Annotated in this window: 18 protein-coding genes; 9 read left to right on the forward strand and 9 right to left on the reverse strand. The window is 49.4% G+C overall.

Features of this window, described 5'->3' with window-relative positions; genetic code table 11:
* Nucleotides 1–30 precede the first annotated feature (30 nt).
* The 4 genes from BMW65_RS16830 to BMW65_RS16845 all read left to right on the forward strand — a co-directional run bounded on the left by BMW65_RS16830 (nt 31) and on the right by BMW65_RS16845 (nt 3652).
* Nucleotides 31–792, forward strand: a complete 762-nt coding sequence (locus BMW65_RS16830; RefSeq protein ID WP_090607132.1) for a DUF4197 domain-containing protein — start codon at nt 31–33, stop codon at nt 790–792.
* Nucleotides 793–796: 4 nt separating this feature from the next.
* Nucleotides 797–1627 (forward strand): universal stress protein, encoded by an 831-nt coding sequence (locus BMW65_RS16835; RefSeq protein WP_090607134.1) that lies wholly within the window; start codon nt 797–799, stop codon nt 1625–1627.
* A 130-nt stretch (nt 1628–1757) separates the two neighbouring features.
* Nucleotides 1758–3020 (forward strand): peptidase T, encoded by a 1263-nt coding sequence (gene pepT / locus BMW65_RS16840; protein ID WP_090607136.1) that lies wholly within the window; start codon nt 1758–1760, stop codon nt 3018–3020.
* Nucleotides 3021–3082: 62 nt separating this feature from the next.
* Complete coding sequence (locus BMW65_RS16845; RefSeq protein WP_090607137.1) at nt 3083–3652, forward strand: nitroreductase family protein; 570 nt, start codon at nt 3083–3085, stop codon at nt 3650–3652.
* Nucleotides 3653–3676: 24 nt separating this feature from the next.
* Here BMW65_RS16845 and BMW65_RS16850 read toward each other — a convergent pair whose 3' ends face one another.
* Nucleotides 3677–4330 (reverse strand): hypothetical protein, encoded by a 654-nt coding sequence (locus BMW65_RS16850; RefSeq protein WP_090607139.1) that lies wholly within the window; start codon nt 4328–4330, stop codon nt 3677–3679.
* Nucleotides 4327–4923 carry an RNA polymerase sigma factor gene (locus BMW65_RS16855; protein ID WP_245747672.1) on the reverse strand — a complete coding sequence of 199 codons (597 nt, stop codon included), beginning with the start codon at nt 4921–4923 and terminating at the stop codon, nt 4327–4329. Before BMW65_RS16855 ends, BMW65_RS16850 begins: the two co-directional genes overlap by 4 nt.
* Before the next feature lie 299 nt (nt 4924–5222).
* Here BMW65_RS16855 and BMW65_RS16860 point away from each other — a divergent pair, with 299 nt between their 5' ends.
* The 3 genes from BMW65_RS16860 (at nt 5223) to BMW65_RS16870 (ending at nt 7958) form a co-directional block, all read left to right on the forward strand.
* On the forward strand, nt 5223–5819 hold the full coding sequence (locus tag BMW65_RS16860; protein WP_177181175.1) for a YceI family protein: 597 nt from the start codon (nt 5223–5225) through the stop codon (nt 5817–5819).
* A gap of 39 nt (nt 5820–5858) precedes the next feature.
* A complete protein-coding gene (locus BMW65_RS16865; RefSeq protein WP_090607336.1) occupies nt 5859–7244 on the forward strand; it encodes a hypothetical protein in 1386 nt (461 codons plus the stop codon).
* 78 nt (nt 7245–7322) lie between these two features.
* Entirely contained in the window at nt 7323–7958 is a 636-nt protein-coding gene (locus BMW65_RS16870; RefSeq protein WP_090607142.1) for a YceI family protein, read from the forward strand.
* A gap of 1 nt (nt 7959) precedes the next feature.
* Here BMW65_RS16870 and BMW65_RS16875 read toward each other — a convergent pair whose 3' ends face one another.
* The 4 genes from BMW65_RS16875 to BMW65_RS16890 are packed head-to-tail and all read right to left on the reverse strand — an operon-like array spanning nt 7960 to nt 13807.
* Nucleotides 7960–9750, reverse strand: coding sequence for an acyl-CoA dehydrogenase family protein (locus BMW65_RS16875; RefSeq protein ID WP_090607143.1), 1791 nt, complete (start codon nt 9748–9750; stop codon nt 7960–7962).
* Between the two features lie 10 nt (nt 9751–9760).
* Complete coding sequence (locus tag BMW65_RS16880; RefSeq protein ID WP_090607145.1) at nt 9761–10936, reverse strand: acetyl-CoA C-acyltransferase; 1176 nt, start codon at nt 10934–10936, stop codon at nt 9761–9763.
* A 3-nt stretch (nt 10937–10939) separates the two neighbouring features.
* Nucleotides 10940–13369, reverse strand: a complete 2430-nt coding sequence (locus tag BMW65_RS16885) for a 3-hydroxyacyl-CoA dehydrogenase/enoyl-CoA hydratase family protein (protein ID WP_090607146.1) — start codon at nt 13367–13369, stop codon at nt 10940–10942.
* Between the two features lie 3 nt (nt 13370–13372).
* The gene (locus BMW65_RS16890; RefSeq protein ID WP_090607148.1) at nt 13373–13807 is read right to left on the reverse strand and encodes a MarR family winged helix-turn-helix transcriptional regulator; all 435 of its coding nucleotides are present in this window, start codon (nt 13805–13807) and stop codon (nt 13373–13375) included.
* Between the two features lie 150 nt (nt 13808–13957).
* Between BMW65_RS16890 and BMW65_RS16895 the strand changes: the two genes are divergently transcribed.
* On the forward strand, nt 13958–14887 hold the full coding sequence (locus tag BMW65_RS16895) for an isopenicillin N synthase family dioxygenase (RefSeq protein WP_090607150.1): 930 nt from the start codon (nt 13958–13960) through the stop codon (nt 14885–14887).
* Here BMW65_RS16895 and BMW65_RS16900 read toward each other — a convergent pair.
* Together BMW65_RS16900 and BMW65_RS16905 are read right to left on the reverse strand one after the other, a co-directional pair.
* Nucleotides 14862–15440 (reverse strand): thioredoxin family protein, encoded by a 579-nt coding sequence (locus BMW65_RS16900; RefSeq protein ID WP_090607152.1) that lies wholly within the window; start codon nt 15438–15440, stop codon nt 14862–14864. The genes BMW65_RS16895 and BMW65_RS16900 overlap by 26 nt on opposite strands.
* Nucleotides 15441–15518: 78 nt before the next feature.
* Entirely contained in the window at nt 15519–15881 is a 363-nt protein-coding gene (locus tag BMW65_RS16905; RefSeq protein ID WP_090607153.1) for an MmcQ/YjbR family DNA-binding protein, read from the reverse strand.
* Between the two features lie 235 nt (nt 15882–16116).
* Here BMW65_RS16905 and dnaK point away from each other — a divergent pair, with 235 nt between their 5' ends.
* On the forward strand, nt 16117–18033 hold the full coding sequence (dnaK, locus tag BMW65_RS16910) for a molecular chaperone DnaK (RefSeq protein WP_090607155.1): 1917 nt from the start codon (nt 16117–16119) through the stop codon (nt 18031–18033).
* 77 nt (nt 18034–18110) lie between these two features.
* Here dnaK and BMW65_RS16915 read toward each other — a convergent pair whose 3' ends face one another.
* On the reverse strand, nt 18111–19022 hold the full coding sequence (locus BMW65_RS16915; protein WP_090607156.1) for a nucleotidyltransferase family protein: 912 nt from the start codon (nt 19020–19022) through the stop codon (nt 18111–18113).
* Nucleotides 19023–19076: the final 54 nt, after the last annotated feature.

Raw genomic sequence — 19076 nt, forward strand, 5'->3', positions numbered from 1 at the left:
TCGTTTTTGGATATATAACGATCATCCATTATGAGCTGTCTAAAAATACTGCCCGTGGCTTTATGCCTGTTATTATTTACCCAATGTGATACACTTAATCAGGTGGCTGCTACGGGCGGGGCGAACGGGCCAGGATCATCTACTACACCGTCCTCCACTTCCATCAGTTCAAGTGAAGCTGCTTCTGGAATCAAACAGGCACTCAGCCAGGGATTGGATCGCAGCATCAAATCATTGGCCGTTCAGGACGGTTTTTTGGGCAACGCCGCTGTGAAGATATTGATGCCACCGGAAGCGCAAAAAGTAGAAAGTGCCCTCCGTGGTATTGGGCTGGGTTCGCTCTGCGATAACCTCATCCAAAGCCTCAACCGCGCGGCCGAAAGTGCCGTAAGCGAAGCGGCCCCGGTGTTTGTATCAGCGCTATCCCAGCTGACTATCCGCGATGCGACCAATATCCTACTTGGCGGCCAGCAAGATGCTGCCACTGATTTTTTCAAGCGGACAACCACCAGCGAGCTGACAAAACGGTTTAGCCCCATTGTGGAAAGTGCACTTGGCAAACACAACGTGGCAAAATACTGGAGCACTGTGGTGACGCGCTACAATCAAATTCCACTGGTCAACGAGAAAATAGAAACGGATTTAAACAAGTACGTTACCCAGAAAGCCATCGATGGGCTTTTTTACCAAGTGGCACAAGAAGAACTCAAAATACGGAATAATTTAGGTGGTACGCGTACTACGCCATTGCTGCAAAAAGTATTCGGATACGCCGATAAACAGAAAGGATAGGCATATGAAGACATTTCTGATACCGGTAGATTTTTCTGATGTATCCTATACCGCAGCCCAGTATGCGGTAGATATGGCCACGTACCTTCACGCCAGCAAGCTCATATTTTACCATTCTTTTGCCCATAGGCCATCTGATGGGTATGACGAACATACCGAATACAAACAAGCAACACACAGGCATTTGGAGAAAATGGTACGTAAGCTACACATCCCTTCCTTTTTCTCTCCCGATCAGTTCGTGTTCGTGGCTGATGACAGTCCCGTAAAAGTTGGTGTTGAAGCTATTGTAGCCGATCATGCCGTATCGCTGATTGTCATGGGCATTGCAGGGCTTTCCGATATCGAGAATACACTCATTGGCCGAAACACCATGGATGTGGCAAAATCCGGTGCCGCACCGTTACTCATCGTGCCTCGAAACCATGGGTTTAAGCCGATACGAAAAGTAGTATATGCCACTGATTTAAAGGATGTAGGACACATCACACCAGCAGCAAGCATTATTCGGCTTGCTGGCCAATTGGGGGCTGAAACCCACGTCGTACACGTAGATCCAGCGACCCAGGGGCAGACCCCCGAAAAAATTTTAGGCAAGCAGGAAGTGCTCCGCATGCTGGAACCGCTGAACCCGGAGTTTGAAGTAATCAGTGAATTGAAGGATAAGGCAAGCGGAATATTTGATTATGTCAAGAAACATCACATCGATCTTATCCTGATGGCATCAAAGAATTACGGTTTTTTTGAGAAACTCTTTCACAGTAGCGTCAGCAAAAAACTCTTGAATATCGCCGATGTGCCCGTCGTGCTATTGAAAAACAAACCTGTTAATTAATCCTCCCGGCTATTCCACAGCGGTTTCCAATCGATATTCAACCATAAGCTTCGAAAAAATTGTCCCCCATACATCGAGGAACTTACCAGCCGATGGCAAACAATCAATAATTCCTATCTTTGGCTCAACTATGCGTACTTCGACAATAAATGCCATCACTACGTTCACTGCAGCACAGCGATTTTTGCGCTATGTACAGGTAGATACACAATCCGACCCGTTGTCGCCAACATGCCCGTCGACCGGAAAACAAAAAAACCTCGGCAAGGTGTTGGTCGAAGAGCTGGCAGCCATGGGTGTTACCGATGCGACAATCGACGATCAGGGATATGTCTATGCAACCATTCCGTCAAACAGCCCAAAAGAAGTACCGGTAATTTGCTTCTGTTCGCATATGGATACCTCACCCGATTGCTCGGGCACGAATGTGAAGCCCATTGTCCATCGCGATTACCAGGGCAAAGACATTACCCTTCCCGATGATCCATTGATCGTCATCAAACCTGCTGAACATCCCGACTTACAAAACCAGCTCGGCAACGACATCATCACAGCAAGTGGCACCACCCTGTTGGGTGCTGATGACAAGGCGGGCGTAGCGGAAATTATGGCGGCCGCCCAGCTATTGATGGATTACCCCGAAATCAAGCACGGTACGATCAAAATACTTTTTACACCTGACGAGGAAATCGGCCGTGGTGTAGATCGCGTCGATCTGGACAAATTGGGTGCTGACTATGCCTATACCATTGACGGGGAAACTGCGGGTTCCATCGAAGACGAAACGTTTTCCGCTGACGGTGTGACGGTGACCATCCACGGCATCAGTGTGCATCCCGGATTTGCCAAAAACAAGCTCCAGAGTGCCATCAAAATTGCCGCCGATATCATCAATTCGTTGCCAGCCGATCGGCTGAGCCCCGAAAGCACCAGTGACCGGGAAGGATTTATACATCCCGTGTCCATAAAAGGAAGCGTCGAACAAGCGATCATTGAATTTATCGTGCGCGATTTTACGGATGACAAGCTAAGCGCCCATGAAGCCGAGCTTGAGCGTATCGTGAAAAGCGTCGTCGCCCGTTATGCAGGGTGCAGCTACCATTTCAGCGTGCATGAGCAGTATCGCAACATGAAGCAAGTGCTGGACAAGCATCCCCAAGTGATTGCTATCGGCTTGGAGGCTATCAGGCGGGCTGGCATGCAACCTATCCAGCGGAGCATACGGGGAGGCACCGATGGTTCCCGGCTTTCTTTCATGGGGCTTCCCTGCCCGAATATTTTTGCCGGTGGCCATGCATTCCATGGCAAGCAGGAATGGGTATCTGTACAAGATATGGAAAAAGCCGTCAGAACCATCTTACATATCGCAACGCTGTGGGAAGAACAGGTTTAAAGTCGGAAGTTCAATATCTATTGTCTAACGTCTATCATCTAATATCTAACGTCTAATATCCAATGAACGATTTTCAAACCATCCAGCACATCATGCAGCACCGGAGAAGCATCTTTCCGGTGAGCTATACAAAAAAGGAAATAACCAAAGACACCTTAATCCAGTTGCTGGAATGCGCCAACACTGCGCCAACGCACAAGCTTACCCAACCTTGGCGATTCGTCGTATTTCGGGAAGAGGGCCTTACGCGGCTGGCAAACCAGTTGGCGGATCTATACAAGGCGCTTACGCCTGCCGAGCAGTTCCTGCAAAAAAAGTACGAGAATACACGCGAAAAGATTTTGCAGTCTGGAGCCGTCATTGCTATTGTGGCATCTTATAGCGGTGCTGTGCCACAATGGGAAGAACTTGCCGCTACCGCCTGTGCCGTGCAGAACCTTTGGTTAGCAGCTTCAGCCGCAGGTATTGGTGGCTATTGGAGCAGCCCCGGTGCCATCAAGCACGTCGGCGACTTCTTAGCGCTCGCAGGCAACGAAGAATGCCTTGGTTTCTTTTACATGGGCTACCACGACGAGCCACCACGTACCGGGAATCGGAAGCCGGTAACAGAAAAAATCAGTTGGGAAGATTAGCGGGCGAGTAAACAATGCCGTAGGTTATTCCACAGCAATGGTTATTTTTGCTTTGGTACCCTTCCAGGCTGGCCCTTCCTCCAATAGCTGTTGCATTTCGGTTAACAATAATGCATCGGTCGTCCCTATGCTTTGGATAGCGGCAGGCTTTCCTTCTGCATCAATCTCAAAGGTCAACTCTGCTTTCCCCGCCACTGTGAGCTTATCGGTGCTTTCAGCAAGGTAGGCATTGAACAGGTTCCATCCACCTTCCGGTTGCGCATCAAAACCGGCTTCACCAACGTCCTCGGCATGTATATGTGTTACTTCTTCGGAAGGGGCCAATTCCACCTTCACTTCCTTCTCCGTCGCTTTTGGCTGCATGTGGTAGTTGCGCATCCACAGCAAGACCAGCACAAGCACCATCAGCACGCAGGCCGTGGCCGCGATAGCTAACCGCTGCCAGCCGAAATAAAACGCGTTGCGTTCATTAGCCTGCCCAGCTATACGGGCAGCAAGACGTTGCTGCAATAGGCTTAATTGGCGGTGGCTGACTTCTTTTTGCATCCGATACCCGTCAATGGCATCCTGCAACAAAGGGTCGTCAAGGGCTTCCCTTTCCAGCTGGTACATTTCGTCCTTGCCCAGTTCGCCATTTAAATACTGCTGTATACGTATAATGCTGTAATTAGTATTCATTGCTGATTTCTCTCCATACAAATTTTCAGGTTACGTTTGCCGTTTTGGATATAGCTTTTAACCTTGTTGAGATCATACCCCGTAAGTTCTGCGACCTCCCGATAGCATTTCTGCTCCAAGTAAAATAACCGGATGCAGCGCTGTTGCTCTTCATTGAGTTCCTTTAAGCATGACTCCATCAATGCAAGCCGTTCTTCCGGGATTTGTTCTCCACTATGATGTTGATGCAAAAAAAGGTCACTTTCCACAATGTAGTCATCGATATCCACGGTATTGATGCGGTTGGCTGCGCGCAAATCCATCAAACAGTGGTTTCGTGCCAAGGTGTACAACCAACTTTTGAAGTTTGTCACTTCATGTATGCGCAGCTTAGCAATCAGCGACTCAAAAATCTGCATCACGGCATCTTCGCTTTTCACCTCGTCTTTGTAGTACTTAAAACACAATCCATAAACCAGCGGCATATAGGGTTCGTACAGCCTGCCTAACAGTTGTAGATCCCCTGTTTTTCGGTATTCCTCCAAAAGACGCTGCTCGTCTGACACCAATGTAGATTTATCTTTAAGTATTACCCTATCGCTTACTCGTACCAAACATACAAAATTCTTTACGGTTTGCCCTAAAATGGATGCACGATACTACCCATTTCCACAATGCCGTGATGGCCCGAATGTGATCAGCGTCACAAATCGCCGTGGCTCCAAACCCATTACCTGCCTCCAATAAGCAAAAAAATGCATTTAGCACACCAAATCTGAATATGAAAAACTTAACGAAGATTACTTTTTTGGCTGTTTAAAGCCATGTGGCACACTAAAGCTACGCCATAGTTTTGTGGTGTAATCAAAAGGGTTACGAAGCGTAATAGATGAACACCGTAAAAATAACGACAATGAAAGCAACAATGAAACTGGCAACCTTGGGAGCTGTCGCTCTTTTGATCGCCGCCGCACCTTTTGGCCTATTGAAAGCACAGACAACGTACCAGTCTAATGCGACACAAACCACCATAAAAGGAACATCCACTTTGCACGATTGGGACATGACGTCTACCAAAGGGCAAACCAAAGCCACCTTTAAGGTTGAAGGTGATCAAGTGACCGGAATAACCGCACTGACGTTTGCAGTACTTGCAGAATCCTTAAAAAGCGACAGAAGTGGATTGGATAAAAATGCCTATAAGGCCTTGAATACCGATAAACACAAAAACATCGGTTTTACCTTGACCTCCGGCACGGTCACATCAACAGGCAAAAACACCTTTCAGGTAAAGGCTACGGGAAACCTGACGATTGCCGGCACGGCCAAGCAGACAACCATTACAGCAAACGGACAGTTCAACCCTGCTGATAAAAGCATTTCCATAAAAGGTGCTACCACATTCAACATGACCGGCTACAATGTAAAGCCACCAACGGTCATGATGGGTACCATCAAAACCGGTGATGAGATTACCGTCGATTACAGCGCAAAACTGGCTGCACAATAAATGGATAACAAGTCCTTACCTTTTAACTATATAATTATCATGAAAACGACATTTACAACCCTCGCGACCATAGCTGCATTTATGGCCTCGACCATTCCAGCAATCACATTCGCCCAAACAAGCGAGGATGATAAAGATGCAATCATTACCTATGGAAAACCTGATTTTTTCAGAGATTACGATAAAAAAGGTCTCCATGTTTTCGAGACGACAAAGGATGACCTCAATAAGCCGTACACCGGCCGCCGTATCAATATCGGTGCAGGCTTTACCATGCAATTCCAATCACTTGAACACGAGAATCCCGGTGCATTGAACAACCACAGTAAGCTGGCCAACCACCTGTACCCCATAAAACCGGGCTTCATGACGTCCCAAGCAAACCTGTACTTTGACGTTCAGCTGATGGAAGGCATCACCATGAACTTATCAAACTACATGTCTTCACGTCACCACAATGAATTTTGGGTAAAAGGAGGATACCTGCAAATCGATAAATTCCCCTTTGAAGGACAGTTTTGGGATGAATTGAGCAAAGTAATGACCATCAAAGCGGGCCACATGGAAATCAACTACGGTGATGCGCATTTCCGCAGGCCTGATGGTGGCCAAACGTTCTATAGCCCCTTTATGGAAGGCAACATCATGGATGCCTTTGCTACTGAAATCGGTGCGGAAGTATACTTGAAGAAAGACGGCTGGATGGGGATGATTGGTTTGAGCAACGGGATGATCAAAGGACATGTAGACTCTGCCGCCGCCAATGCCGACGGCACCGAAAACCGGGCCCCTTCCATCTACCTCAAGGGCGGATATGATAAGCAAGTAACCCAAGATGTACGGCTTCGCCTTACGGGCAGCTGGTACCACAACGGCGGTACCAATGGCAGCGGGCTTACCTTATACAGCGGCGACCGTACCGGATCCAACTACCAAAATATCATGGAACAAGGGTACAATGCAGCTGGCGCCCTCAAAGGCTACACAGAGATGCGTTCATCCGGACGCTTCGACCCGAACTTCAATGGCAAGATAGATGCCGTAATGATTAACGGATTTGCCAAAGTACAAGGATTGGAATTCTTCGGTACCTATGAATATGCCACAGGGTATTCGAAAAACCAAACCGAAAGCCGGGTGGCTTCACAATATGCGATAGAAGGACTATACCGCTTCGGAAAGAACGAAAACCTCTACGGTGGCTTACGCTATAATGCCGTCAATGCTGAGATGCCTTATGGTGCTACGACTATCGAGGATGTGAAAATCGACCGCTTTGCCGTGGCCGGTGGTTGGTTTATCAGCAGAAACATTCTGGTGAAAGCTGAATATGTGACACAAAGCTACAAAGACTTCCCCAATACCGACTTCCGTCACAACGGCAAGTTCAACGGGGTCGTATTAGAGGCCGCAATCAGCTTCTAACCAGTAAAAGAAGTCGTCCAGAAAGCCTTGGTGGGGGAAGGTTTTCTGGGCGTTCCCAATAACAGATAAGATTGTATCATGAAAGCAACAAGTTACATAAGACGACACGCTATCCTCCTGTGCCTTGGCATACTGTGTACGTTTGTTTCTTTCAAGTATGCCAATCCTCAATATACCACACATACCGGCGAACTGCATTGGACGGTGTTGCCCAATAGTTTCATTACCATCAACGGCCGTTCCAACATTAATACCTTCGGGTGCGATGCCTCCGGCACCTTCAAAGCGGAGCCATTGCATGGCAGCCTGGCAAAAGACGGCAAAAGCGTCACGATGAAAGGCGCGATTACCATCGCCATCAACCAGTTTGATTGCCACAATCGGATGCTCAATGCCGATCTCAGGAAAACCCTGAAAGCAGATGAATATCCACAGATGACCATTCGTTTCGTCTCCTTAGAACGGATGCCACTATGCGATGGTGGAGAAGACTTTATATCGGGCGGGGTTATTATCGAGCTGGCAGGCCAACGCAAACCCTTCAATCTTCGCTATGCTTTCTCAAAGACCAATACAGGTTATAAGCTGGAAGGCAGCAGGGGATTTTCGTTCGCAGATTTCAATCTTACCCCACCCAAGAAGATTGGCGGCTTGGTCAAAGTGAAAGACGAGTTCGACGTGGCGTTCACCCTGCTCCTGGATAATTGCAAATAATTCAAAAACACCATCCATTTGCCTCAATCAATTGCTTCGCCACCCGTTGCCGTGCGTCCTTGGCATTATAAGGTTCGGCTTTGGTAAAGCGCCTTAGGCCCATCAACATCATCTTCAGTTCGTCACCCTCGGCAAAAGCGTTGAGCGCTTCCTTGCCCGCAAGGTATATGCTGTCGGTGGCCGTATACAAATATATCCGCATCAAATCCAATTGTCCTTTTACCGCTTCTTCACCTTGCTGATGCACCAGTTTTTCCACACGCAGCAAGGCAGACTCAGCCAGGTAGACATAGCCGATGATATCCGCAATATTCATCAATATTTCCTGTTCTTTCTGCAAGGTCATCATCAGCTTTTGAACCGCTGCCCCTGCCACCAGTAGCCCCGCTTTTTTAAGGTTGGCAAGGGTTTTCTTTTCGTAGGCAAATAACGTTTCATCCGTCTCCCCGAAATCAGGAATTGCCATGAGTTCGGCCGCCACGGCCTGGGCTGGCCCCATGAGGTCAAGCTCCCCCTTGAGTGCCCGCTTGAGCAGCATGTCCACAATGAGCAGGCGGTTTACCTCGTTGGTGCCCTCAAAAATGCGGTTGATACGCGAATCGCGGTAAGCACGTTCCATAGGTGCATCGGCCGAATAGCCCATTCCACCATAGATTTGCACGCCTTCATCCACCACATAATCCAACATCTCCGAGCCCCATACTTTCAGGATGGCGCATTCAACGGCAAACTGTTCGGTAGCTTTCAGCTTCGCCTTCGCTGCATCCATACCCCCGGCAAGCAAGGCCTCATGAGCATCATCAATGTTTTGTCCGGCACGGTAAGCCGCGCTCTCCACCGCAAAATTGCGCACCGCCATCTCAGCCAATTTGTAGCGTATCGCACCAAATTTGGAAATCGGCAAGCCAAACTGCACGCGCTCATTGGCATAGTTAATCGCCTGATTGATGACGCGGCGTGAGGAGCCGATGGTAGCGGCGCCAAGCTTGATACGGCCTACATTGAGGATATTTACCGCAATCTTGAATCCGTTTTCACGTTCGGACAGCATATTCTCCGCCGGCACGGGGCAATCGTTGAAAAACACCTGCCGGGTAGAAGATCCTTTGATGCCCAGCTTATGTTCCTCCGGGTTCATGGTGATACCGCCAAACTCCCGTTCGACGATAAAGGCCGTATGGTTTTTATCACCATCGATCTTGGCAAACACGATGAACACATCGGCAAAGCCGCCATTGGTGATCCACATCTTCTGCCCATTGAGCAGGTAATGGGTGCCCTCGGCATTGAGCACGGCACGGGTACGGCCGGAGTTGGCATCGGAGCCCGCGTTGGGTTCCGTCAGGCAGTAGGCAGCTTTCCATTCGCCAGTAGCCAACCGGGGAATATATTTTTCCTTTTGCGCATCGTTGCCGTAGTATAGGATGGGCAATGTACCGATGCCCGTATGCGCTGAAAGCGCCACAGCAAAAGAGTGACCCGCGCCAATCACGTCGGCCACCAGCATGGAGGTGTTGAAATTTTTACCAAACCCGCCATATTGCTCAGGGATGGATACACCGAGCAGTCCCAGTTCGCCCGCCTTATCCAACAGGGACTGCATCAACCCTTCTTCTTGCGCATCGATGCGTTCAAGATTCGGGAAAACCTCCGCTTCAAGGAAGTCCTGGCAGGTTTGCCGGATCATGATTTGCTCTTCATCAAATTCCTCAGGAATGAATATTGCTTCAAAAGGTGTCTCCTTGATGATGAACCCTCCACCCTTTATCGCTGGCTGATTTGTCGTTTGCATACTATTTTGGTTATAACAATTCAAAGATTCCTGCTGCGCCCTGCCCCGTACCCACACACATGGTCACCATGCCATATTTCTGGTTCCTGCGCTTCAATTCGTGGAACAGTTGCACGGATAGTTTAGCCCCGGTGCACCCCAATGGATGGCCGAGCGCAATGGCACCGCCGTTTACGTTGAGGATATCCGGGTTGATGCCCAGTTTCCTCACCACCGCCAGCGACTGGGAAGCGAAAGCTTCGTTCAATTCAATAAGGTCGATCTCATCCAACTTCATTCCGGCCATTCCCAGCGCTTTCGGGATAGCGAAGATAGGCCCGATACCCATAATGCGGGGCGGTACACCGGCTACGCCATAGCTTACCAGGCGAGCAATGGGTTGCACGCCAAGTTCCTTCAGCTTCCGCTCAGATACCACCAGCACGAATGCAGCCCCATCTGATGTTTGCGAAGAATTGCCCGCGGTCACGCTGCCCCCAGCCGCAAAGACCGGCCTCAACTTGGCCAGCGCTTCAGGGCTGGTATCCGCCCGGGGCCCTTCGTCGGTATCCACCACGTATTCGCGGGTTTTTATTTTCTTCCCATCCTCCAGATAGCGCTCTGCTACCGTAATCGGCACCACGCCATCTTTAAGATTTCCGTTCTGGATGCCTGTGATGGCTTTTTGATGCGACTGGAAAGCAAACGCGTCCTGGTCTTCCCGGCTCACCTTATACTCCTTCGCCACCGCTTCTGCGGTAAGTCCCATATTCCAATACCAATCGGGGTGATGCTTGGCCACCTCCGGATTGGGCACCAGCTTCCATCCGCCCATGGGCATGCCCGACATGACTTCCACGCCGCCAGCAATGATGGTATCCGCCATGCCCGCTTTGATTTTGGCGACCGCCGTAGCAATGGTCTCCAAACCTGAGGCACAGTACCGGTTTACCGTCACTCCCGGCACCTTATCGGTATCCAAGCCCATCAGCGAAATCAGCCGACCGACATTCAGCCCCTGCTCGGCCTCGGGCGTAGCATTGCCCACGATCACGTCGTCTATCTGTTCGTTATCCAAGTTAGGCACTGAAGCCACCAAATGCTTGATGACTGCCGCTGCGAGGTCATCTGCCCGCGTAAAACGGAAGACCCCACGCGGCGCTTTGCCTACGGCTGTACGAAACCCTGCTATGATATACGCCTCCATATCTTAGTTTCTTAATGGTTTACCTTTGGTTAACATGTGTTGAATACGCTCTAATGTTTTCCGTTCTCCACATAACGACAAAAACGCTTCGCGCTCTAAGTCCAGTAGATACTGTTCGGACACCTCCGTCGGTGCAGATAAGTCTCCACCGCACAGCACCCAGCCCAATTTTTCCGAAATTTTCTGGTCATGTTCGGAGATGTAGTTGCCGGCGCGCATCGAGTTGGCTCCCGCATAGACGATGCCCAGTCCCTGTTTGCCCAGCACCTTAATATCCTTACGTGGTACAGGTTGCGTATAACCTGCCTCGGCCAGTTCAACGGCTTTGGCCTTGGCGTCGGCCAGCAGGCGGCTCCTGTTCATGCTAATGGCGTATTTACCCGCCTGTAGGTACCCCAGTTCGAAAGCTTCTGCGGCCGAGGTGGAGACTTTGGCCTGCCCGATAGTGAGGAAACGGTCGCGCAGTACATTCTGCTCAATCTGTCCCTCCTTGAATTCGTCAGACGCGCGTAACGCAAACTCCTTGGAACCGCCGCCGCCGGGGATGACGCCCACACCAAACTCCACCAGCCCCATATAGGTTTCAGCATGCAGCTGCACGAAATCAGCATGCATGGAAAATTCGCAGCCCCCGCCCAGGGCCAGTGCAAACGGTGCTGCAACTACCGGAATAGCTGAGTAGCGTAGGCGCATGGATGTATCCTGAAAGGTCTTTACGGCCGTATTCAGCTCATCATAATCCTGCTCCACCGCCATCATGAATATCATGCCGATATTCGCCCCCGCGGAGAAGTTGGCCCCGTCGTTGCCGATGACCAACCCCCGGAAATCTTTTTCAGCCAAGTCGATGGCCTTATGCAGCCCCTGGATGACGTCCCCGCCTATCGTATTCATCTTGGTATGAAACTCGGCATTGAGGATACCGTCGCCAAGGTCGGTGATGGTGACCCCGCCATTCTTCCATACCGTCTGCTGTGCGCGGATGTTGTCGAGGATAATGAACCCTTCCGTACCGGGAACAGGCTTGTATGACTTGCTTGGGATGTCATAATAATGCCTGATGCCCGCATCTACCTTATAAAATGAATCGTATCCCCCTTCCAGCATTTCCTGCACCCACGCTGCCACCTCGCCGCTTTGGCCCGGTATCCGTTTCTCCTCGACCTTTATTTTTTCAAGCGTTTCCTTCACGCCCAAGGCGTCCCACACCTCAAAGGGGCCGAGCTCCCAGCCGAATCCGGCACGCATGGCATCGTCGATACGGAAAAATTCGTCCGTGATTTCCGGCACGCGCCGCGATACGTATTCGAACAGTGGATAATGCATGGCCCGGAAAAACGCACCGGCTTTATCCGTCCCTTGCTCATATACTTTCATGCGCTTTCGGATGTCGTCTACCGGCTTGGTTGCCTCCAGCGTGGCGAACTTTACCTTCCCTTGCTGGTGGTATTCCAACGTCTTCAGGTCGAGTGCCAATATTTCGCTATTCCCCTTGTTGTCTTTTATTTTCTTGTAGAAACCCTGGCCGTTTTTTTCGCCCAGCCATTTTTTCTCCACCATCTGCCGGAGGTAGGTTGGCAACTGGAATACGCCACTGGCCTCGTCATCTTTTGCATTTTCGGCGAGTCCATTGGCCACATTGACCAGCGTATCCAGTCCCACCACATCAGCCGTGCGGAATGTCGCGGATTTGGGATGACCCATCGCCGGGCCGGTAAACTTATCGACCTCCTCTACCGTGAGGCCAAGCCGCTCGACCAGGTGGGTAAGGGCCAGCATGGAATACACGCCGACGCGATTGCCGATGAATGCCGGCGTATCCTTGCAGAGCACGGTAGTCTTTCCCAAAAACTTATCACCGTAATGCATGAGGAACTGCACAACTTCCGGCTTGGTCTCTGCCGTAGGGATGATTTCGAGCAACCGCAGGTAACGGGGCGGGTTGAAGAAGTGCGTGCCGCAGAAGTGAGCCCTGAAATCGTCGCTCCGCCCTTCCGCCATCAAGTGGATAGGGATACCCGAAGTATTGGAAGTGATAAGCGTACCGGGCTTGCGGTACTGTTCTACCCTATCGAAGATCTGTTTTTTAATGTCCAGCCGCTCCACCACCACTTCGATGACCCAGTCCGCAGATGCAATGGCGGCCATATCATCGTCAAAGTTCCCCGTGGCTATCCGTTTGATGGCCTGTTTGCTGAATACGGGTGATGGGTTGCTGCTGACGGCGGTTTCAAGCGATCGGTTCACCATGCGGTTACGCACGGCTTTGCTTTCCAAGGTCAATCCCTTCGCTTCTTCGGCAGGCAGTAACTCGCGGGGTACGATGTCCAGCAGCAGTACATCTACACCGATGTTCGCAAAATGGCAAGCTATGCGCGAACCCATTACGCCCGAGCCCAATACCGCTACTTTTTTGATGCGTCTCCTAATCATGTCTTATTCTTCTGGTTTATATTGTATTGCCAATTGGTTGATGCGTTTCAGTGTATAAATAGCCGCAGCCCGCTCTTCCTGCGATAGGTGCTCATCCAAGTACGCATTGAATTTCCGAACCACATCTTTAGCCTGTTCCCTTTTTACTTTCCCCAATTCCGTAAGAAAAACCTTTACCGAACGCTTGTCGGCACTATTGGTCTCCCGGTAGATCAACCCCAAAACTTCCAAGTTGTTGAGGATACGCGATAAACTGGTGGTCTTCACCCCCAAGAGGTTGGCAATCTGCGATACCGGCGTCCCTTCCTTATGGATATGGATGAGCACATAGCCCGTTGCCTGGGTAATCCCGAAACGGGCGGCAATCTGGTTATACTTATTAGCTGCGGATTGCCACGCTGCCTTTAAATAGTAATCAATGGTATTGTCATCATTCATATTGGCCAGCACACAAATTATTATGCATGCATAGCAAATTTATGGGATAATAATTGCAGTTGCAAATTTTTTATGGAAATAAACGTCATGATTTGCTTTTTTGCAAATCCTTCCCAAACCCTTATCTTTACCTGAAAATTAAGCACGCTTATGACGTCCATGATAAACATTCCCCGACTGGATTTGTACCATTATACCCAAGGAACTCCTGAGCAACGCCATCAATTTTCAGAAGCTATTGGCAAAGCTTTTAACGAAACCGGTTTTGTCACCATTGCCAATCATGGAATGGACAAGGCTTTGATTGACGAGCTGTACAAGGTAGTGGAGGCCTTTTTTGCCCTGCCGGAAGCCGCAAAATTGAAATACGAAATCCCCGGGCTTGCCGGACAACGCGGCTACACATCAAAGGGCAGGGAAAAGGCCAAGGATGCCAAGGTACCTGATCTGAAGGAGTTTTGGCAGCGGGGACAGCATGAAAATCCCAGCGTGGAGGAGCTTCCCCGTTTTGACGAGGTTACAGGGACGGTATTCCGGCACCTTGAAACCGCCGGGCGGGAGCTACTTAAAGCCATTGCCGTTTACCTGCAATTGCCGGAAGATTATTTTGAGCCCAACGTGATTCAAGGAAATTCCATTCTGCGGGCTATCCATTACTTCCCCATTGAAGATCCCGATAGCCTGCCCGACGATGCCGTCCGCGCAGGGGCACATGAAGATATCAACCTGATCACGCTACTTATCGGAGCCAGTGCCGACGGGTTGGAAGTGCTTACCCGCGAAGGCACATGGTATCCCGTCAAAGCCCATGGCGAGGATATCGTGGTGAATGTAGGCGACATGCTGCAACGGCTTACCAACAACAAGTTGAAATCGACCACCCACCGGGTGGTCAATCCGCCACGCGAACTCATGAAGACTTCCCGCTACTCCGTGCCCTTCTTCCTGCATCCCAAAGCCGACATGAGCCTGGCTGCATTGGAATCCTGTATTGACGCAGGCCATCCCAAGGCTTATACCGATACAACGGCAGGAGAATACCTGGATGAGCGGCTCAGAGAGATTGGACTGAAGATGTAACGTCGCTCAGCAGCAACATCAACTCCTGCTGTATGGCGCTCCCCTTATCGGTATTGTACCAATTCTGAAGTGCTACTTTCTGGATTTCGAAATCCGCACCTTCGGCTTTCAGGCGATCATACAACTGTTGGCAGCCGACCGGCCTCGGGCCCCACACGGCCAAATCATTCCCTTCCTCATCGCGGATGATGAGTTTTGGAATGGATTTGCTTCCATTTGTCAGGTACTCGTTGATCGTGAAGGGGAGTGAATCCCGCAGTTCATACTCAACAGTGATCGCGGCATTATGCTGAGCCATCAACTGGATGAACGGCACGGAATGGGCTGCATCCCCGCACCACGGTTCGGTGATGACGATCCAATGCAACGGTTTAGCAATCCGTTCAAGCATTGCCTTTGTTTCCGTCCTCAATTCCCCCTTTTTCAACCAGCGATGCATACGTGACCAATTCAGCTTGGCATACTCCAAATACGCCGGATTGTCATAAGGCGCTGCGGGCGAAGGGCTATTCAAAATGTATTCAAATTCAACCAAATAACGAGCAAAATCCATAACAATCGAAAAATTAGTCGGCAAATGTAATGGAATAGTAAAAGAAATCGGTCGGGCAAATGTCATAACACCATCGCTTTACCAGTCGCCCCGCAATGCTTCCCTGTCTTGTTTACGCAAACCCGCCACAACCAATTCATAACTATGGCTAATGAGATCTTCCAATGCCCGGTCACTTAATTCACCGTTGCAGATCACCTCATTCCAATGCCGCTTATTCATGTGATAAGCTCCCTTTATGGTATGTGGATGTTGTTCGCGGAGTTCGACCGCATATTCCGGATCGCATTTCGCACTGAAAGACAACGGTTGGCTATCCAACCCCGTAAGCAGAAACATTTTGCCTGCCACCTTAAACACCAAGGTATCCGGACCGAAAGGACAGCCCTCAGTCACCCCAGGTTTATTTAAGCAGTAATTGCGTAATTGTTCGATGTGCATATAATTAAAAGTAAAAGACTATCATTAAAAGCTAAGTATCAAAAGTCGAAATTAAAAAAACAAAACTTAAATCGAAGCACACAAAAATGACACATTGTCATGACGACGTCATAGATAAATGACGTATTTCCCGTTATCCCGTGCTAATTAGTGTCAGGAAAACGATTGGCACAAGGCTTGTTAAACAACTATGAACATATTGATTTATCATCAACGTAGAAAAAGGAACATAGATATGGCAAAAATTATTGGAATCGACTTAGGAACTACCAACTCCTGCGTAGCCGTGATGGAGGGTAACGAGCCGGTAGTCATCACGAACAACGAAGGAAAGCGAACTACGCCTTCGATTGTGGCTTTTGTGGAGAATGGCGAGCGCAAAGTAGGTGACCCTGCGAAACGCCAAGCCATCACCAATCCAAAGAAAACCGTTTATTCCATCAAACGGTTTATGGGCACAAACTACGACGAAGCCCGTAAAGAAATTGAACGCGTACCCTATTCCGTTGTAAAAGGCGACAACAATACCCCCCGGGTAGAAATTGACGACCGTAAATATACACCGCAGGAAATTTCTGCAATGATTCTGCAGAAAATGAAAAAGACCGCAGAAGATTTTTTGGGTCACGAAGTCACAGAAGCCGTTATTACGGTGCCAGCATACTTCAACGACGCGCAACGCCAGGCTACCAAAGAAGCCGGCGAAATCGCGGGCCTGAATGTAAAACGCATCATCAACGAGCCAACCGCGGCTGCGTTGGCCTATGGATTGGATAAATCCAATAGAGACATGAAAATTGTCGTATTCGACTGCGGTGGTGGTACACATGACGTATCTGTACTGGATTTGGGAGACGGTGTCTTCGAAGTAAAGTCTACAGATGGCGATACGCACCTCGGTGGTGACGATTTTGACCAAGTGATTATCGATTGGTTGAACGACGAATTTAAAACCGACAACAATGGATTTGATCTGAGCAAAGATCCCATGGCCTTGCAACGGTTGAAAGAAGCGGCCGAGAAAGCTAAGATTGAACTTTCAAGCGCTTCATCCACCGAAATCAACCTGCCCTATATTACGGCAGACCAAACCGGGCCGAAGCACTTGGTACGTACGCTGAGCCGCGCCAAATTCGAACAATTGGCTGACAGTTTGATTAAACGTACCATCGAACCCTGCAAATCGGCATTGAAAAATGCAGGTTACTCCGCTTCGGATATCGACGAAATTATTTTGGTGGGTGGTTCTACCCGTATTCCGGCTATCCAGGATGCGGTGAAAAAGTTCTTCGGCAAAGACCCTTCAAAAGGTGTCAATCCGGATGAGGTCGTTGCCTTGGGCGCTGCCATACAAGGTGGTGTATTGACCGGCGAGGTAAAAGACGTGTTGCTTTTGGACGTCACCCCGCTTTCGTTGGGTATCGAAACCATGGGCGGCGTGATGACCAGGCTCATTGAAGCCAACACAACCATCCCGACCAAGAAATCGGAAGTATTCTCTACGGCTTCAGACAATCAGCCGTCCGTAGAAATCCACATCCTGCAAGGCGAACGGCCCATGGCTGCCCAAAACAGGACCATCGGACGCTTCCATTTGGATGGCATCCCACCCGCACCGCGCGGTGTGCCACAAATCGAGGTGACGTTTGATATCGACGCCAACGGTATTCTCCATGTATCTGCAAAAGATAAAGCTACCGGCAAAGAACAAAAAATCCGTATCGAGGCTTCTTCCGGCTTGACCGAAGATGAAATCAAGAAGATGAAGCAAGAAGCGGAAGTCAATGCCGAAGCTGATAAACGGGCAAAAGAAGAAATCGAAAAATTCAATGCTGCGGATGCCCTGATTTTCTCTACCGAGAAACAGTTGAACGAATATGGCGACAAGATCAGTGCTGAGAAAAAGGCTCCAATCGAAGAAGGCTTGAAGAAGCTGAAAGAAGCCTATGCAGCTAAAGACTTCGCTGCTATCGATGCAGCACAAGCCCAATTGCAAACAGCTTGGAATGCGGCTTCTGAAGACATGTATAAAGCTTCACAAGAAGGATCGGCCGGACCGCAAGCCGGAGATACAGGCCAATCGGCTGGCAGCACTGGAGGCGACGACGTGACTGACGTGGAATACGAAGAAGTGAAAGACGATAAGAAGTAAAGAGTCCGAAAGACTAAAATGAAAAACCTCGGCGGGTGATCCGCCGAGGTTTTTTTATTTACTGTATAACTTACTTATTAAAATAGTTTTTCAGGATACACCCCGCCTTTTACCAATTGGGCAATATTTTCCTGCACAATGGGCTTGTCTTCCGGGTAGGTGACGCCAAACCATTTCTGCGACGTAGGAATGACCTTAAACTCAGCCTTACCCAGTTTGATGAGTTCGTCTGCTACCTTGGGGATCAAGAATTCAGCTTTCGGGTTGTTTTCGTTCGCTGGCACGAAAGCCTTAAACAGCTCCTCACTTACTTCAAAAATAGCCGGTGTGAACCCCCAGAAATTCATGGAAACACGGCTGCTCTGCGGCAATTCCGTTTCCACGCCATCTTCTTCGAAGAAAATACGTTTCTCGCCCGCTACCTCCTTGAAATACACTTTCAACCGCTCATTAATCTCGGTCATGTTGCCATTGTCATCCACCTTACACACACCGCGCGACACAGACCCATGTTCTGACAACGTTTTGTCGATTTGGTAGCCCATCAACGAGAATTTATTGTCCGTAACCTCTTCGTTGAGAAACTCCGCCATCTTTTCGAATGCCTCATAACCATAAAAATCATCCGCATTGATCACACAAAACGGTTCATTTACCTGGTTGCGAGCAGCCAATACCGCATGCGCCGTACCCCAGGGTTTGGAGCGTTCGATCTCCCGGTCGATGCCAAACGGTGAAAGGTCATAACTTTGGAACACATAATCCGTAGCTATCTTCCCTGCCAGCTTTGGTTCAAAAATCGACTTGAACTTATCAGCAAATTCTTCGCGAATGATGAAACTTACTTTTCCAAACCCTGCCCGAATGGCATCATAGATGGAATAGTCAATAATTGTTTCGCCATTGGGCCCAAAAGGGTCAATTTGTTTCATACTTCCATAGCGGCTGGCCATTCCGGCCGCGAGAATCAACAAGGTGGGTTTACTCATCGTTGGAAAATAATTTATAGTTACTGAAATAAATGCTCGATACGGCCAAATATA

It is taken from the genome of Parapedobacter koreensis, from assembly GCF_900109365.1.
Lineage (GTDB): Bacteria > Bacteroidota > Bacteroidia > Sphingobacteriales > Sphingobacteriaceae > Parapedobacter > Parapedobacter koreensis.

What these genes read in the sequence shown, in the direction of transcription:
- BMW65_RS16850 (WP_090607139.1), bottom strand. Translation starts at nt 4,330, where the DNA reads ATGAATACTAATTACAGCATTATACGTATACAGCAGTATTTAAATGGC.
- BMW65_RS16860 (WP_177181175.1), top strand. Translation starts at nt 5,223, where the DNA reads ATGAAAGCAACAATGAAACTGGCAACCTTGGGAGCTGTCGCTCTTTTG.
- BMW65_RS16870 (WP_090607142.1), top strand. Translation starts at nt 7,323, where the DNA reads ATGAAAGCAACAAGTTACATAAGACGACACGCTATCCTCCTGTGCCTT.
- BMW65_RS16875 (WP_090607143.1), bottom strand. Translation starts at nt 9,750, where the DNA reads ATGCAAACGACAAATCAGCCAGCGATAAAGGGTGGAGGGTTCATCATC.
- BMW65_RS16915 (WP_090607156.1), bottom strand. Translation starts at nt 19,022, where the DNA reads ATGAGTAAACCCACCTTGTTGATTCTCGCGGCCGGAATGGCCAGCCGC.
- BMW65_RS16835 (WP_090607134.1), top strand. Translation starts at nt 797, where the DNA reads ATGAAGACATTTCTGATACCGGTAGATTTTTCTGATGTATCCTATACC.
- BMW65_RS16885 (WP_090607146.1), bottom strand. Translation starts at nt 13,369, where the DNA reads ATGATTAGGAGACGCATCAAAAAAGTAGCGGTATTGGGCTCGGGCGTA.
- BMW65_RS16865 (WP_090607336.1), top strand. Translation starts at nt 5,859, where the DNA reads ATGAAAACGACATTTACAACCCTCGCGACCATAGCTGCATTTATGGCC.
- BMW65_RS16845 (WP_090607137.1), top strand. Translation starts at nt 3,083, where the DNA reads ATGAACGATTTTCAAACCATCCAGCACATCATGCAGCACCGGAGAAGC.
- BMW65_RS16890 (WP_090607148.1), bottom strand. Translation starts at nt 13,807, where the DNA reads ATGAATGATGACAATACCATTGATTACTATTTAAAGGCAGCGTGGCAA.
- BMW65_RS16900 (WP_090607152.1), bottom strand. Translation starts at nt 15,440, where the DNA reads ATGGATTTTGCTCGTTATTTGGTTGAATTTGAATACATTTTGAATAGC.
- BMW65_RS16905 (WP_090607153.1), bottom strand. Translation starts at nt 15,881, where the DNA reads ATGCACATCGAACAATTACGCAATTACTGCTTAAATAAACCTGGGGTG.
- BMW65_RS16880 (WP_090607145.1), bottom strand. Translation starts at nt 10,936, where the DNA reads ATGGAGGCGTATATCATAGCAGGGTTTCGTACAGCCGTAGGCAAAGCG.
- BMW65_RS16830 (WP_090607132.1), top strand. Translation starts at nt 31, where the DNA reads ATGAGCTGTCTAAAAATACTGCCCGTGGCTTTATGCCTGTTATTATTT.
- BMW65_RS16895 (WP_090607150.1), top strand. Translation starts at nt 13,958, where the DNA reads ATGACGTCCATGATAAACATTCCCCGACTGGATTTGTACCATTATACC.
- pepT (WP_090607136.1), top strand. Translation starts at nt 1,758, where the DNA reads ATGCGTACTTCGACAATAAATGCCATCACTACGTTCACTGCAGCACAG.
- dnaK (WP_090607155.1), top strand. Translation starts at nt 16,117, where the DNA reads ATGGCAAAAATTATTGGAATCGACTTAGGAACTACCAACTCCTGCGTA.